Here is a 15600-nt window from a genome sequence, read left to right as displayed (position 1 = left end):
GCCGCGCTGTCCTGTGGCCGGACCCGGTTGGTCATGCCTTGCTCGCCTCGAACCGAATGGTGACCGCTTTGGAGACGGGCGTGTTCGATCGTTTCGCGACGTGGTCCAGCGGTACCAGGGGATTGGTCTCGGGATAGTAGGCGGCGGCGTTGCCGCGCGGTGTGGGGTAGGAGACCAGGCGGAAGCCTTCGACGCGGCGCTTGGTGCCGTCGGTCCATTCGGAGACGATGTCGACCAGATCGCCGTCGCGGAAACCGAACGCGGTGATGTCGTCGGGATGGACCAGCACCACTTTGCGGCCGTTGTGGATGCCGCGGTAGCGGTCGTCGAGGCCGTAGATCGTGGTGTTGTACTGGTCGTGGCTGCGCAGGGTTTGCAGGATCAGTCTGCCTTCAGGGACCGGCAGCCAGGTCAGCTCGTTGACGGCGAAATTGGCCTTGCCGGTGGCGGTGCGGAATTCGCGGGCGTCGCGCGGCGGATGCGGTAGCTGGAAGCCGTTGCGGTCGCGGACTCTCGCGTTGTAGTCGGCGCAGCCGGGCACGACGCGGGCGATGGCGTCGCGGATGCTGTCGTAGTCGCGGGCGAAGCGCGCCCACGGCACCGCGTGATCGGGGCCGAAGAGCGCATGGGCGAGTTCGCAGACGATGGCGACTTCACTGCGCAGGTGGTCGCTCACCGGCTTCAACCGTCCGGTGGACAGGTGCACCATCGACATCGAGTCCTCCACCGAGACTTGGTTCTTGCCGCCGTCGGGGGCGAGGTCGAGGTCGGTACGCCCGAGCGTCGGCAGGATGAGCGCGGTGCGGCCGTGCACGACGTGGCTGCGGTTGAGTTTGGTGGAGACCTGCACGGTGAGCGCGCAGCCGCGCAGCGCGGCCTCGGTCACGGCGGTGTCGGGGGTCGCGGAGACGAAGTTGCCGCCCATGCCGACGAACACTTTCGCCCGTCCGTCGCGCATGGCGCGGATGGCGGCGACGGTGTCGAAGCCGTGCTCGCGCGGGCTGGCGATGCCGAACTCGCGGTCGAGGGCGTCGAGGAACGCGGCGGGCATCTTCTCCCAGATGCCCATGGTTCGGTCGCCCTGCACATTCGAGTGACCGCGCACCGGGCACACGCCCGCGCCCGGCTTGCCGATCATGCCGCGCAGCAGCAGCAGGTTGGTGGCCTCCTCGATGGTGGCCACGGCATGGGTCTGCTGGGTGAGGCCCATCGCCCAGCACAGGATGATGTTGCGTGAGCGGGCGAACAGCTCGGCGGTGTGCTCGAGCTCGGCCATGGACAGGCCCGTCGCCTCCAGCACGGTGTCGAAATCGACCGTGCGCACGTGCTTTTCGTACTCGGCGTAGCCCGCGCAGTGCGCGTCGACGAACGCCAGGTCGACCACCGTGCCCGGCGCGCGATCCTCGGCTTCCAGCAGGAGGCGGCCCAGCGCCTGGAACAGGGCCATATCGCCGCCGAGGCGGATCTGCAGGAAGTCGTCGGCGATCGGCACTCCGGTGGTGACGCCCTTGATCGTCTGCGGGTCCCGGAAGCCGAGCAGCCCGGTCTCGGGCAGAGGGTTCACCGCGACGATCCTGGCGCCTTTCGCCTTGGCCTCGGCCAGCGCGCTGAGCATCCGGGGATGGTTGGTGCCCGGATTCTGCCCCGCGACGACGATCAGGTCGGCCTTGGCGAAGTCATCGATGGAGACCGAGCCCTTGCCGATGCCGATCGAGTTCGACAGCGCCGCGCCGGAGGACTCGTGGCACATGTTGGAGCAGTCCGGCAGGTTGTTGGTGCCGAAGCTGCGCACCAGCAGCTGGTAGAGGAACGCGGTCTCGTTGCTGGTGCGGCCGGAGGTGTAGAACACCGCTTCGTCCGGCGAGGCCAGTCCGCGCAGCGTGTCGGCGATCAAACGGTAAGCGTCGTCCCAGGCGATCGGCCGGTAGTGGGTGTCGCCGGGCCGCAGCACCATCGGGTGCGTCAGCCTGCCCTGCTGCCCGAGCCAATAGCCGGACTTCTCGTTCAGCTCCGCCACGGAATGAGCGGCGAAGAACTCGGGAGTCACCGTGCGCAGCGTTGCTTCCTCGGCGACGGCCTTCGCGCCGTTCTCGCAGAACTCTGCGGGCCTGCGGTGGCCGGTCGGTTCCGGCCACGCGCAGCCGGGGCAGTCGAAGCCGTGCACCTGATTGACCCGCGCCAGGGTGCGCGCGGTGCGCACGACGCCCATCTCCTCGATCGAGCGTTTCAACGCCACCGCCACGGCGGTGACGCCCGCGGCCTGCTCCTCGGGCGGGGTCACCGTCAACTCGGACTCGTCGATGTCGCGGCTCGGTCCGTTTCGGTGCATGCCGCCATTGTCCTCCCCGGGCGGACCGACCCCGACGCGGCCGGTCGATCGCCTGTTCTCGCTGGAACCCCGGACGCGCCTGCGGTCACGAACGGCGGCGCGCTCCCGCGATATCGGCCGTGCCCGTGCGGTGGGCGTCGCCGCGGTGGGTGAGGACCCGTTCGCTGATGCGGACGCGCCAGCCGGGCGGGAGTTCGGTCGGGGACGTGCTGATGCGGGTCCATTGATCGGTGCCGGGACCGGCGATGAAGGTGCCCGAGGTAGCGGCCGCATCCCGGATGTACACCTTGCCGCCGTCCACCGAGACATAGGCATGGACGCGCGAGACGTGGCGATCACGCTGGAGGACGATCGGCTCGGCGGCGGCGGTGCGGACGGCTTCGTCCACCTGTGGTCCGCGCCCGATGACGTAGGCGCGGTCCAACGGGTAGGCCGCCCCCTCTTCGGTGACCAAGGCGCCGACGGCGGAGTCCGCGGACAGCACTGCGGGGCGCGGGCCGTGCGTTCCGCCGTCGTCGGGCGCTTTGCGCAGGGCGACCGGTTCGCGCGCGGGCTGCACCTGCGACCACGCGAGCGGTCGATCGGGAACAGGCCGCGGCGGGCGTGGTTTCACGAGTGGGCGGGACGACTCGGTCGGCCGTGCGGCCGACGCTGCCGCGGCGTCGACGGCGCCGGTCGGCCGGGGAGCGGGGGTCGCCTGCGCGATGGCGTCGGACGTACCGGTCGGCCGGGCCCCGGACTTCGGCTGGACGACCGCGTCGGCGGCGCCGGTCGGTTCCGGCATCGCCGCGAAACCGGCCGCGGCCGTTGGCTCGGGCTCGCCCGGCGCGGAAGGCTCGGATGTCCGCGGCCGGCCGGTCTTTCCGGCGCGGCGTACCGCGGCGTTCAGCACGAAGCCGCCACCGGGAACCACGCCCGAGCGCAGGTCCGTGCGGGGCAGCGCGGTGTGCGGCGCGCCGGTGTCCGCGCCGATCGTGATGCGGCGCACCGGTTCGCGCAGGATCTCGTCCACCCAGGTGAACGCGCGCCCACCGTGCAGGCGGCGGGTGCCGTCCGCGCCTTGGATCTCCGCGGTCACCAGTCCGCGCAACAGGATCAGCACGCCGTCGGCGGTCGGCGCGACCACGCCGAACGGCGGCGGTTGGACCGTGTGGCCGAAGATCACCGCGGCCAAGCGTTGCGCCAGCGCGGCGCCGGGATGCTCGCCTTCGGCCACGGCTTCGATGGTGCCGAGTATCCGGTCGGTCGAGGTCGTTTCGGCCCCGAGGTAGGCGACGACCGCACCGAAACGGGCGACGAGCCCGTCGCCCGGTGCGATACCAACGGTGGACGGTTCTCTGCGCACCCGCGCCCTCCTTCCCGGCGCACTACCGGCATACCGAAGCCAGCATAGAGCGTCGGCGACAACCGAACCGGGGTCCGCGCGCATCCCGAAGCGGACAGCGCGAACGCAGGTCCATGCCGCCGGATGCTCGAATCACACTCCGCCGCCCGGGTTCTCGCCAGTGGTCGGTTCCGCCTTAGGCGGGGACTGTGAGCTGCGTGTTGTGGTGTTTTCCGCAGCGAGCGGCCGGTCATGCGGGGCGGTGTATCAGCATGTCGTGGGTCACAGTTGGTCTGACTGACGCACTTCTTCCCCGCATCACGGCTGTGCCCATCCGCTGTGGAATTGCGCCGTTCGTCCGAACGGCGTTCGGCCCTGGTTATGCTCGCCCCATGAGCGCAGCAGCCGTCAGCCGCAGGGCCCGTCCGGCCAAAGCTCCGCTGAGTCGCGAGGTGATCGTGGAGACCGGCCTGCGCATCCTGGACCGGGATGGGGCGGCGGCGCTGACCATGCGCCGGGTGGCACAGGACTTGGACACCGGCGCCGCGTCGCTGTACGTGTACGTCGCCAATCGCGACGATCTGATGGCCGCGATGCTCGACCATGTCCTCGGTTCGGTGCCCGAACCCGCCGGGGCGGATTGGCGGGAACGGCTCACCGCGCTGATCGATGCCATGGTGGCGGCGATGAGCAGGCACGAAGGTCTGGCGCTCGTGGCGCTCGGCGTGATTCCGAGCAGCCCGAACGCCATGCGACTGGTGGAGTCGATGCTCCGCTCGCTCACCGAGGCGGGACTGGACGACCGGACCGCGGCGTGGGCGGTGGACCTGCTGTATCTGCACATCACCGCGTCGGCGGCCGAACAGAGCGCGCACCGGACGGGCGGCGGCAGCGAACAGGAGTACCTCGCCACGATCGAGCGGCGCTTCGCGGAACTTCCGGCCGACCGCTATCCGACCGTCGTCGCCATGCGGGCGGCGCTGCTGGCGGGCGGCGGCGAGGCGCGCGCGGCCTGGGCCGTGCGAGTACTGCTCAACGGCATCCTCGCCACGCGGGCGGAGTGAAATTCGCTGGCCCGACCGCCGACGGGCATTCACACTGAGCCGGTGATCCGGCCCGCCACACCCGAAGACCTCCCCGTGCTCCAGGACATCGAGCGCGCGGCGGGCGAGCCGTTCGCGGAAATCGGGATGACGACCGTGGCCGACGACGAACCACCGCCGCTGGCGACGCTGCGACAGTTCCAGCAGGCCGGGCGGGCCTGGGTGTGGACCGACGACGATCTGCCGATCGGTTACCTCGTCGCCGGGGTGGTCGACGGGAACGCCCACATCGAGCAGGTCTCGGTACGCCCCGAGCACGCGCGGCGCCGGATCGGCAAGCGCCTGCTCGATGAGGCCGCGCGATGGGCGGCCGCCGCCGGCCTGCCCGCGCTGACGTTGACCACGTTCACCGAGGTGCCGTGGAACGGGCCGTATTACGAACGGCTCGGCTTCCGGTACCTGTCGGCCGGGGAAGAGACGCCAGGGCTGGTCGCGCTCCGCGCCGCCGAGCGGGCCCATGGGCTCGACCGCTGGCCGCGCGCGTGCATGCGCGCGGAGCTGTCCACGTGGTCGATGGACTGAGCTGCCAGAACCGGGCGGTCAGGTGAGCGCGCGCACGGCTGCCGGTTCCGCGGCGACCCGGTCTTCGGCGATCAGGCCGATGCGCGTGCGCCGATCCAGCAGGTCGCCCGCGTCGAGCGCGCCCTCGTGGGACACCGCGAACGCGAATTCCGCCGCGAGCACGTCGATTCCGGGCGCGACCGGTTCGGCGAGGACCGGATCACGACGTGCCGCGGCCAGCACGGTGGCCGCCTCACCGCCGTAGCGGTCGATCAGCACCGGCGGGGCGTCGATGCGGTCGCGCTCCGCGCCGGAAACCGCACCCACCAGCGGTAACCGCCGGGTGCGGCACGGTCCAGCGGTCAGACCGCCGTGCGCGACGGCGGCGTCGATCGCGTCCTCGGCCATCTTCCGGTAAGTGGTGAGCTTGCCGCCCACGATGGTGACGATCCCGGTCGGGGAGCGCAGCACCGCGTGCTTCCTGGAGATGTCGGCGGTGCTGTCGTCGGCGGTCTCCAGCAGTGGGCGCAATCCGGCGTACGAGCCGCGGATGTCATCGCGGGTCAGCGGCTCGCGCAGGGCGGGGTTGACGGTGTCGAGCAGGAAATCGATCTCACCGTCGGTGGCCTTCGGCTCGTCGGGAACCGGGCCGGGGGCGTCCTCGTCGGTCAATCCCAGGTACACCCTGCCGTGCGCGGCGGGGAAGGCGAAGACGAAGCGGCCGACGCTGCCGGGCACCGGTACGGTGAGCGCCGCGCTCAAGCCGCCGAAGGAGGCAGCCGAAAACACCAGGTGGGTGCCGCGGCTCGGGCGCAGCCGGATGCTCGGATCCACCTGATCGGCCCAGACGCCGGTGGCGTTCACCACGGCGCGCGGCCGCACCGTGAGGGTCTCGCCGGTGCGCGTGTCGCGCAGGGTCGCCGAAGTACCGGTCACGTCATCGGCTTCGACACGGGTCAGAATCCGCGCGCCGTTGGCCGCCGCGGTGCGCGCCAGCGCCACGACCAGGCGCGCGTCGTCGACCAGCTGTCCGTCCCACGCTTGCAACCCGCCGCGCAGATCCGCGCGGCGCACGGTCGGTGCGAGCCGCACCGCCTCCGCGGCGGCGACGCGCCGGGATCGGGGCAGCAGCGCCGCGGGAGTGCCGGCGCCGCGCCGCAGCAGGTCACCGGCCAGGAAGCCGGCGCGCACCAACGCGGCTTGCGTCGTGCCGACATTCGGCAGCAGCGGTACCAGTTGGGGGAGCGGACGCACCAGGTGCGGCGCCGTGGTGCGCAGGAGGATGCCGCGTTCCACCGCGCTCTCGTGCGCGATGCCGACCCGGCCGCTCGCCAGATAGCGCAGGCCGCCGTGCACCAGCTTGGAACTCCAGCGGCTGGTGCCGAAGGCCAGGTCGTGGCGTTCCACCAGCACGGTGCGCAGCCCGCGGGCCGCGGCGTCCAGTGCCGCGCCCGCGCCGGTGACGCCGCCGCCGATCACCAGGACGTCGACCTCGGCGCCGTCGCCGAGCCGGGACAGATCCGCGGCGCGCCGGGCGGCGTTCAACGCGGAATCACCGGTGTGTCCCGAATCAGGGTTCATCACGAGGCCTTTCGGTTCTGACGAGAAGCGCGACCACGGCTCATAGCGGATACTCCTGGCCTGCGGTCCCGCCGGTTTCGCGGTGGTCGAGGTATCCGTCGATCGCGCGACGGAGTTCGGTATCGAGATGCTCGCCGGCCAGCAGCGGCGCGACGGTGCCCGCCGACTGCACCGCGGACTGGGCGATCAGCAGCAGCATCGTGGCCATGCGGTCCGGGTCGCCCGCGCGAATCGAGCCGTCCCGCTGGCCGTCGCGGATACCCGCGGCGAACAGTTCGATCAGAGCGCGCTGATTGCGCCCGAGCCTGCCGAAGACGTACGTGAGCATCAGGTCGGTGTCGGTGCGGAAGATCTTGCCGAACAACGGATTCGACCGGACCGTCGCCGCTCCGGCGACCACGCCGTCGACGAGTCTGGCGCGCGCGCTGCCCGCGGACGGCATCGCCGCCGCCACGATCCCGCGCAGCTCACGCACCAGCAGTTCGGCCACCAGCGCGCCGGTATCCGGCCAGCGGCGATAGACGGTGGGCCTGCTGACGCCCGCTCGTCGCGCGACCTCGGTGAGGGTGGTGCGGCGCACGCCGAATTCCGCCACGCAGGCGCGGGCGGCGTCGAGAATCGCCAGGTCGGTCGCCGAGAGGCGCTCGGCGGAGTCGTCAGGAGCGGTCAACGTGTCACCACCGGGGAGTAGATCGGCCACCATTACTGCTTGACAGTCTATGTCAAACTGTAACGCATGGTGGAGACAGAGCAGCACACCTCGGCCGATCCGGCGTCCGCCGCGAAGGCCGACGTGAGCGGGCCGGCGGCGAGTATGGTCTGGGATGCCTGGGGCGTCCCGGCCGGGCATCAGCCCCTTTCGGACCGGGTCCGCGGCCTGCTGACGCAGGTGTTCGGAGTGTCCGGCAACCCGGTGGCGCGTCGCGACGAGGGCGACGTGCCACTGCGCGAATCGGCGTTGACGCCCGCGCGGCGAGCCGGGTTGGTCGCGGTGGTCGGTCCCGAGCACGTGTCGGACGACCACCGCGATCGGCTACGGCACGCAGGGGGGAAGAGCACACCCGATCTGCTGCGCCGCAGGGCGGATGGTCCGCAGGACGCGCCGGACGCCGTCGTCTTCCCGGCCGGCCACGACGAGGTGCTCGCCGTGCTCGCCTACTGCGCGGCGAACTCCGTCGCGGTGGTTCCGTTCGGCGGCGGCACCAGCGTCGTGGGCGGCGTGCAACCCGTGCGCGGTCGTTTCGACAGCGTGATCGCCCTGGACCTGCGCAGACTGGACACGGTCACCGCGATCGATCCGATCAGCGGCACCGCCACGCTGGGGGCGGGACTCACCGGCCCGCGCGCGGAGGAACTGCTCGGCGGGCACGGGCTCTCCCTCGGGCACTTCCCGCAGAGTTTCGAGTTCGCCACCATTGGCGGGTTCGCCGCGACGCGGTCCTCCGGCCAGGCTTCGGCGGGCTACGGCCGCTTCGACGACATGGTGCAGCGGCTGAAGATCGCCACGCCCAGTGGCACGCTGGTGCTCGGGCGTGCCCCCGCTTCGGCGGCGGGGCCGGACCTGCGTGAGCTGTTCGTCGGATCGGAAGGGACGCTCGGCGTGATCACCGAGGTCACCCTGCGCGTGCACCCGGTCCCGGAAACCGTCGCCTACCAAGCGTGGTCGTTCCCCGATTTCGCGACCGGCGCCGCCGCGTTGCGCGCGGTGGTGCAGGCCGGCGCGGCACCGACCGTGCTGCGGCTGTCCGACGAAGCGGAGACCGGGATCAACCTCGCCCGCTCCGGCGACATCGGCGGCAACCCGGTGGCCGGATGCCTGGCCATCACCACTTACGAGGGCAGCGCCGCGCACGTCGCCGCGCGCAGCGCGGAAGCGGGTGCGCTGCTGGCGGCGGCGGGCGGCTCGGCCCTGGGTGAGACAGCGGCCAGGGAATGGGAGCACGGCCGGTTCGCCGCGCCGTATCTGCGCGACGCGCTGCTGGATGTAGGCGTGCTCTGCGAGACGCTGGAGACCGCGACCACCTGGTCCGGCCTGACCGCGCTCAAGGCGGAGGTGACCGCGGCGCTGAGCGAGTCGCTCGGTGCGCAGGGAACGCCGCCGCTGGTGATGTGCCACATCTCGCACACCTACCCGACCGGCGCGTCGCTGTATTTCACCGTGGTCGCCAAGCAGTCGGACGACCCGCTGGCCCAGTGGCAGGCCGCCAAACGCGCGGCGGGCGACGCCATCATCGCCGCGGGCGGCACCATCACCCATCACCACGCGGTCGGCACCGACCATCGTCCCTGGGTGCCGGACGAAGTGGGTGAGCTCGGCGTGCGCGTCCTGCGCGCGGTGAAGGCCGAACTCGATCCGGCCGGCATCCTGAATCCAGGAAAGCTGGTGCCGTGAGCGACTATTCGCCGGTGCGCAAGGTCACCGTCGTGACCAACCCGCGGTCCGGGCACGGCAGGAGCGGCGACGCGGCGAGCGCGGCCATCGCCCGCCTGCGCGCGGGCGGCGCCGAGGTCAGCGAGGTGCGCGCGCCCTCGGCCGCCGAAACGGTCCGGCAGGTGCGGGATGCCGTCGCGAGCGCGGCCCCGCCCGATGCCGTGGTCTGCATCGGCGGCGACGGCCTGGTCAACGTGACCCTTCCGGCCGTCGCGGAGACCGGCGTCCCGCTCGCCATGGTTCCCGCGGGCACCGGCAACGACCTGGCCAGGGAACTGGGTGTGCCGACCGACGACCCGGTCGCCGCCGCCGCGCTCGTGCTGCGCGGGCGGACCAGAACGATCGATCTCGGGCGGATCGAATCGCCCGGCGCGCCGATGTGGTTCGCCACGGTGGCAGGCACCGGATTCGACGCGCGGGTCACCTTGCGCGCCAACGAGATGCGCTGGCCCAAGGGCAGGCTGCGCTACACCGTCGCCGCGCTGGCCGAGATCTCCGGGCGCTTCACCGTGCCCTATCGGGTCGAGCTGGTGGACGCGGTGACCGAGGGGCTCGCCAACCCGGGCGCGGGCTCACTGCTGGAGACCGAGGCGGTCATGGTCGCGGTCGGCAACACCCGCACCTACGGTGGCGGCATGCTGATCTGTCCGGACGCGATCATGGACGACGGACTGCTCGACCTCACCGTGGTCGGCGCGCTGTCGCGCCGGGAGATGCTGCGCTTGCTGCCCGCGCTGTCGGCGGGAAAACGCCAGAATCATCCGGGGGTCGTGCAGTTCCGTGCCGCGGCCGTCACGCTCACCGCCGCGGGTGCGCCCGCCACGGCCGACGGCGAACCGGCGGGCGCCCTGCCGATCACGATCAGGGCCGTCCCGGCGGCTTTGACCGTCGTGGTGCCGTGACTCCTGCCCGCTTCCCCGCTCAGGCGAACGTCACGCACCGCAGGTGGTCGACGGTCGCGCGGTCGGCGATGACCACCGACCGCACACCACTGCCTGCGGGTCCGGTCGCCACCACGCTCATCAATCGGCCCCAGCCGCGCACGTGCAGCCGGAAGGCGACGCGGTTGATCCGCCGTCCGCGGCTGTGCTGACCCGCCCTCGCCACCGGCGCGGGCACGTCGAGCAGGAGCAGGTGCAGTTCGCGATGCGCGGCCCAGCGGGCGATCAGGGTGCGCGCCCATCGGAAGGTGGCGCAGTCGTGGATGACGACCGGGCCGCCCGCACGCAACGCGGCGCGAATGGCGAGGAAGTGCGCCGCGTGCACCACCGGACGCCAGAGGAGATACGGCAGCCACCGGAGTTTGGGCCGCCACCGGTTGCGCGCCTGCATCGAGTCGAGCACCAGCACCCCCGCCGGACTGCGCGACGGTGCGGTGGCCGCCGCGTCGGCGTCGAAGAATTTGCGCAGGGCGGTGCTCTTGCCCGCACCGGGGACGCCGGCGACGATCAGCGCCGCCGCGGCGGGGTATCGGAGCTCCGCGACCGCGTGACCGCGCAGATCGTGCAATGCGTCCGGGAACAGGATCGGCAGCCGCGGTTCCGGGGCGTGCTCCGGCGCGGCTTCCAGCGGGGGATTCACCTCTCCCAGCGTCCGTGGTCGAGACGCGTTCGACAACCGGGAAAACCCTGGTTTCTGTTGATGATTCGCCGGGAATGCCGCGCCTGGGGTGTTCACGCTCTCCAGACTCCCGAGTTTTCGCCGATTCGGCAATATCGGACATTTCGGGCACTATCGATTCACCTGGGTTTACGGCCGGCCGACCGTGCTCGCAGATGCATTCGCTCGCCCTGGGAACCGAATAGGCTCAAGATTTCCACCGGGCCCCGCCCCGCGCTGCCGAACCAATGCGGTTGGCGGGTGTCGAATTCCGCGGCTTCCCCGGGGCCGAGCGTCAGATCGTGCTCGCCGAGCACGAGTCGCAGCCGGCCGGACAGGACGTAGAGCCACTCGAAACCCTCGTGCACCTTCGGGTCCGGCTCGCCGCGCTCGGCGGGAATGACGATCTTGAACGCTTGCAGCGGCCCCGGCTGCCGGGTCAGCGGAAGAATGGTCAGTCCGTTGGTCTTCCGTGCCGTCGTGTGGACCCGGGGGTCGGCGATCTTCGGTGCGGCCACCAGTTCGTCCAAGGGGACCTGGTGGGCCATCGCGATCGGCAGCAGCAATTCCAGGCTGGCTTTCCGCTGGCCGGATTCGAGCCGGGACAGCGTGCTCTTGGAGATCCCGGTGCTCTCCGCCAGCGCGGTGAGCGTGACATTGCGGCGGGTCCGCAGCGCTTTGAGGCGCGGACCGATGTCGGCGAGGGCTTGGGCGACGCCCGGTGGTGTTGACATATCACCAGTGCACCGCGTTTTCCCGGATTCGGCAATATTAGTTGCCGATCTGTGCGGTTGACGTCACTGTGTCCGTGGAGGTGATCGCGGATGAGCGAGACATATGACGTGGTGATCGTCGGTGACGGTGCGGCGGGGTTGTCCGGGGCGCTGGTCCTGGCCAGAGCGCGGCGGCGAGTCGCGGTGGTCGGTGGCGGTGCGCCGCGCAACGCGCCCGCCGAGCACATGCACGGATTCCTGTCCAGGGACGGCATGCCGCCCGCGCAACTGCTGGCGGCCGGAGCCGAGGAGGCGGCGGGCTACGGCGCGGAGCTGATCTCCGACTCCGTCGTCGGCGCGGAACCTGCCGGTGAGTCGGAGTTCGCGCTGCGGCTCGGCGGCGGTGCGACGCTGCGAGCGCGCCGCGTGCTGGTCGCGACCGGACTGCGCGACGAACTGCCGCCGCTGCCCGGCGTGCGCGAACGATGGGGCCGCGACGTGCTGCACTGCCCCTACTGTCACGGCTACGAGGTCCGTGACCAGCCGATCGGCGTGCTCGGCGGACCGGAACCCGGCGCCATGGCCAGGGCGGTGCACCTGGCGCTGCTGCTGCCGCAGTGGTCCGGCGACGTCGTCTTCTTCCCGAACGCGATGCCGCTGTCCGATGATGACCGCGCGCACTTGGCCGCGCGCGGGGTCCGGGTGGTCGAAGGTTCGGTCGCGCGGTTCGTGGTGGACGACCGGCTGCGCGGTGTGGAGCTGGCCGACGGGCGGGCGGTGCCGAGGACGGCGATGTTCGTCGCGCCGACCTTCCGCGCCAACGACGACGTGCTGGTGGCGCTCGGCTGCGCCTTCGACGACGACGGCTGGGTCGTGACGGATGCCACCGGGCGCACCAGCGTCCCCGGCGTCTGGGCCGCAGGTAATGTGAGCAATCCGGCCGCTCAGGTGATTTCCGCTGCGGGCGCGGGCTCGACCGCCGCGATCGCGATCAACGGCGATCTGGTGCTGGCCGACGTCACCGTGCTCGCCCGATAAGGGGTATATCCGGGGTAGAAAATGCCGGAAGCTGAGAATTGGTTATGGATTCCGAGTCCGGCCCCGGATCGCCGGTAAGCTTCTGACATAGGCGGAGTGTTCGGTGTCCCTCATCCACCGAAGACTCCGCCTTTCTTTGTCTCCGCCGGGAAATCTCTCTTCGCGCGATTCCGCGCGACCCCCCAGCGGGCCGATATCCTCCCATTTCCGAAGTGCCACCGACCGGCGGATGCGCGGGCGGCGGTGAGCCGGGTCGACCGACCCGAAGTCGGCGGATGGACGCGCTCTAGAATCGCGGGGTGACCAGCGCAGCCCCTGACAACACGCGTAATCGTGCCGATGCACTCCCCAAGAGCTGGACGCCCAGCGAGGTGGAGGCCGAGATGTACGAGCGCTGGGTAGCCGCTGGCTATTTCACCGCCGACCCGGGCAGCGGCAAGCCGGCCTATTCGATCGTGCTGCCGCCGCCGAACGTCACCGGCACACTGCACATGGGCCACGCCCTCGACCACACCCTGATGGACACGCTCTCGCGCCGCAAGCGCATGCAGGGCTACGAGGTGCTCTGGCTGCCAGGCATGGACCACGCGGGCATCGCCACCCAGACCGTGGTGGAGAAGCAGCTCGCGGTGGACGGCAAGACGAAGGAAGACTTCGGCCGCGAACTGTTCGTGCAGAAGGTGTGGGACTGGAAGCGGGAATCCGGCGGCGCCATCCAGTGGCAGATGCGCGCCCTCGGCGACGGCGTCGACTGGAGCCGCGACCGCTTCACCATGGACGATGGCCTCTCCCGCGCCGTGCAGACGATGTTCAAGCGGCTCTACGACGCGGGCCTGATCTACCGCGCCGAGCGGCTGGTGAACTGGTCGCCCGAGCTGCGCACGGCGATCTCCGACATCGAGGTCAAGTACGAGGACGTCGAGGGCGAGCTGGTCTCGCTGCGCTACGGCTCGCTCAGCGACGACGAACCGCACGTCGTCGTGGCCACCACCCGGGTGGAGACCATGCTCGGCGACACGGCGGTGGCCGTGCACCCGGACGACCCGCGCTACCGGGCGCTGATCGGCACCACCCTGGAGCATCCGATCACCGGACGGCAGATCCCGATCGTCGCCGACGACTACGTCGATCCGGAATTCGGCTCCGGCGCGGTGAAGATCACACCGGCGCACGACCCCAACGACTTCGAGCTGGGTCTGCGGCACGGGCTGCCGATGCCGACCATCATGGACGAGCGCGGCCGGATCACCGGCACCGGAACCGAATTCGACGGCATGGACCGTTTCGAGGCGCGCGTCAAGGTGCGCGAGCGGCTCGCGCGGGAGGGCAGGGTGGTCGCGGAGAAGCGGCCGTACCTGCACTCCGTCGGGCATTCCGAGCGCACCGGCGAGCCGATCGAGCCGCGCCTGTCCATGCAGTGGTGGGTGAAGGTCGAATCGCTGGCCAAGGCCGCGGGCGACGCCGTGCGCAACGGTGACACCGTGATCCACCCCAAGAGCCAGGAGCCGCGCTGGTTCGGCTGGGTCGACGACATGCACGACTGGTGCATCTCGCGTCAGCTGTGGTGGGGCCACCGCATCCCGATCTGGTACGGCCCCGAGGGCGAAGTGGTGTGCGTCGGGCCCGACGAGCAGGCGCCCGAGGGATGGGTGCAGGACCCGGACGTGCTCGACACCTGGTTCTCCTCCGGCCTGTGGCCGTTCTCCACGATGGGCTGGCCGCACGCCACCGCCGAACTCGAGAAGTTCTATCCCACCAGCGTGCTCGTCACCGGCTACGACATCCTGTTCTTCTGGGTGGCCCGGATGATGATGTTCGGCACCTATGTCGCCGAGGACGCCGTGCTGACCACGGGCAAGGGCGGCGAGCGGCAGGTGCCGTTCAAGGACGTGTTCCTGCACGGCCTGATCCGCGACCAGTTCGGCAAGAAGATGTCCAAATCGCGCGGCAACGGCATCGACCCGCTGGACTGGATCAACGCCTTCGGCGCCGACGCCACCCGCTTCACCCTCGCGCGCGGCGCGCAGCCGGGCGGTGACCTCTCGGTCGGCGAGCCGCACGTGCTCGCCTCGCGCAGCTTCGTGACCAAGGTGTTCAACGCGACCAAGTTCGCGCTGATGAACGGCGCGCGGGTGGGCGAACTGCCCGACCGCGCGCAGCTCACCGACGCCGACCGCTGGATCCTGGACCGGCTGGACGCGGTGCGCGCCGAAGCCGACGCCGCGTTCGACGCCTACGAGTTCGGCAAGGCGTGCGAGGCGCTCTACCACTTCGCCTGGGACGAACTGTGCGACTGGTACCTGGAGCTGGCCAAGGTGCAGTTCGCCGCCGACGGCGCGCGCGCGGAAGCGACCCGGTTGGTGCTCGGCGCCGTGCTCGACGCGGTGCTGCGCCTGCTGCACCCGGTCGTCCCGTTCGTCACCGAGGCGTTGTGGCAGGCGCTGACCGGCGGCGAGTCGATCGTGATCGCGCCGTGGCCGCAGGCCTCCGGCGTGCCCGCGGACCGGCAAGCGGCGCAACGCATCTCGGACACCCAGCGGCTGATCACGGAGATCCGGCGGTTCCGCAGCGACCAGGGCTTGGCCGACAAGCAGAAGGTCGCGGCCAAGCTGATCGGGGTCGACGCCGCCGGGCTCGGCGAGCAGGCGGCTTCGGTGGCGAACCTGGCGCGGCTCACCGAGCCGGGCGCGGACTTCGCCGCGACCGCGTCGGTGGAGGTCCGCCTGAGCACCGGGACGGTCACCGTGGAGCTGGACACCTCCGGCGCGGTCGACCTGGACGCCGAACGCCGCAGGCTGGAGAAGGATCTGGCCGCCGCGGAGAAGGAACTCGAGAGCACGACTGCCAAGCTGGGCAACGAGGCGTTCCTGGCCAAGGCGCCCGAGCACGTGGTCGCGAAGATCCGCGGCAGGCAGCAGGTGGCCGCCGACGAGGTGGCCCGCATCGGGGCGCGACTGGCGGAGTTGAGCGGCAAGTGAACC

12 protein-coding genes are annotated in these 15600 nt (G+C 71.0%); 6 read left to right on the top strand and 6 right to left on the bottom strand.

Annotation, left to right across the window (positions count from 1 at the left end):
• Positions 1-31: 31 nt before the first annotated feature.
• Together NB3_RS14280 and NB3_RS14275 are read right to left on the bottom strand one after the other, a co-directional pair.
• Positions 32-2329, bottom strand: a complete 2298-nt coding sequence (locus NB3_RS14280) for an FdhF/YdeP family oxidoreductase (RefSeq protein WP_067802370.1) — start codon at positions 2327-2329, stop codon at positions 32-34.
• Positions 2330-2414: 85 nt separating this feature from the next.
• The gene (locus NB3_RS14275) at positions 2415-3674 is read right to left on the bottom strand and encodes an FHA domain-containing protein (RefSeq protein WP_067802368.1); all 1260 of its coding nucleotides are present in this window, start codon (positions 3672-3674) and stop codon (positions 2415-2417) included.
• 371 nt (positions 3675-4045) lie between these two features.
• Between NB3_RS14275 and NB3_RS14270 the strand changes: the two genes are divergently transcribed.
• The gene (locus NB3_RS14270) at positions 4046-4717 is read left to right on the top strand and encodes a TetR/AcrR family transcriptional regulator (protein ID WP_067802365.1); all 672 of its coding nucleotides are present in this window, start codon (positions 4046-4048) and stop codon (positions 4715-4717) included.
• 42 nt (positions 4718-4759) lie between these two features.
• Entirely contained in the window at positions 4760-5278 is a 519-nt protein-coding gene (locus NB3_RS14265; RefSeq protein WP_067802362.1) for a GNAT family N-acetyltransferase, read from the top strand.
• Positions 5279-5296: 18 nt separating this feature from the next.
• Here the strand turns inward: NB3_RS14265 and NB3_RS14260 are convergent, their stop codons facing one another.
• Together NB3_RS14260 and NB3_RS14255 are read right to left on the bottom strand one after the other, a co-directional pair.
• Positions 5297-6838: a glycerol-3-phosphate dehydrogenase/oxidase gene (locus NB3_RS14260; protein WP_157111794.1), complete on the bottom strand. Its 1542-nt coding sequence runs from the start codon at positions 6836-6838 to the stop codon at positions 5297-5299.
• Positions 6839-6878: 40 nt separating this feature from the next.
• Complete coding sequence (locus tag NB3_RS14255; RefSeq protein ID WP_244891905.1) at positions 6879-7538, bottom strand: TetR/AcrR family transcriptional regulator; 660 nt, start codon at positions 7536-7538, stop codon at positions 6879-6881.
• Between the two features lie 114 nt (positions 7539-7652).
• On the opposite strand from NB3_RS14255, the gene NB3_RS14250 reads away from it, so the two are divergent.
• On the top strand, positions 7653-9230 hold the full coding sequence (locus NB3_RS14250) for an FAD-binding oxidoreductase (RefSeq protein ID WP_067802789.1): 1578 nt from the start codon (positions 7653-7655) through the stop codon (positions 9228-9230).
• The gene (locus NB3_RS14245) at positions 9227-10171 is read left to right on the top strand and encodes a YegS/Rv2252/BmrU family lipid kinase (protein WP_067802356.1); all 945 of its coding nucleotides are present in this window, start codon (positions 9227-9229) and stop codon (positions 10169-10171) included. Before NB3_RS14250 ends, NB3_RS14245 begins: the two co-directional genes overlap by 4 nt.
• A gap of 19 nt (positions 10172-10190) precedes the next feature.
• On the opposite strand, the gene NB3_RS14240 is transcribed toward NB3_RS14245, so the two are convergent.
• Together NB3_RS14240 and NB3_RS14235 are read right to left on the bottom strand one after the other, a co-directional pair.
• Entirely contained in the window at positions 10191-10850 is a 660-nt protein-coding gene (locus NB3_RS14240; protein WP_244891904.1) for an AAA family ATPase, read from the bottom strand.
• A gap of 158 nt (positions 10851-11008) precedes the next feature.
• Complete coding sequence (locus NB3_RS14235; protein WP_067802353.1) at positions 11009-11602, bottom strand: helix-turn-helix domain-containing protein; 594 nt, start codon at positions 11600-11602, stop codon at positions 11009-11011.
• Positions 11603-11692: 90 nt separating this feature from the next.
• On the opposite strand from NB3_RS14235, the gene NB3_RS14230 reads away from it, so the two are divergent.
• Both NB3_RS14230 and NB3_RS14225 read left to right on the top strand, forming a co-directional pair.
• Positions 11693-12619 (top strand): NAD(P)/FAD-dependent oxidoreductase, encoded by a 927-nt coding sequence (locus NB3_RS14230; protein WP_067802350.1) that lies wholly within the window; start codon positions 11693-11695, stop codon positions 12617-12619.
• 299 nt (positions 12620-12918) lie between these two features.
• Positions 12919-15597 carry a valine--tRNA ligase gene (locus NB3_RS14225; RefSeq protein ID WP_067802347.1) on the top strand — a complete coding sequence of 893 codons (2679 nt, stop codon included), beginning with the start codon at positions 12919-12921 and terminating at the stop codon, positions 15595-15597.
• The last annotated feature ends 3 nt before the right edge of the window (positions 15598-15600 follow it).

It is taken from the genome of Nocardia beijingensis NBRC 16342, assembly GCF_001612785.1.
Taxonomy (GTDB): Bacteria; Actinomycetota; Actinomycetes; order Mycobacteriales; family Mycobacteriaceae; genus Nocardia; species Nocardia beijingensis.
The sequence above is the reverse complement of the archived record's forward strand: the minus strand, read 5'-3'. Positions and strand labels throughout refer to the sequence as shown.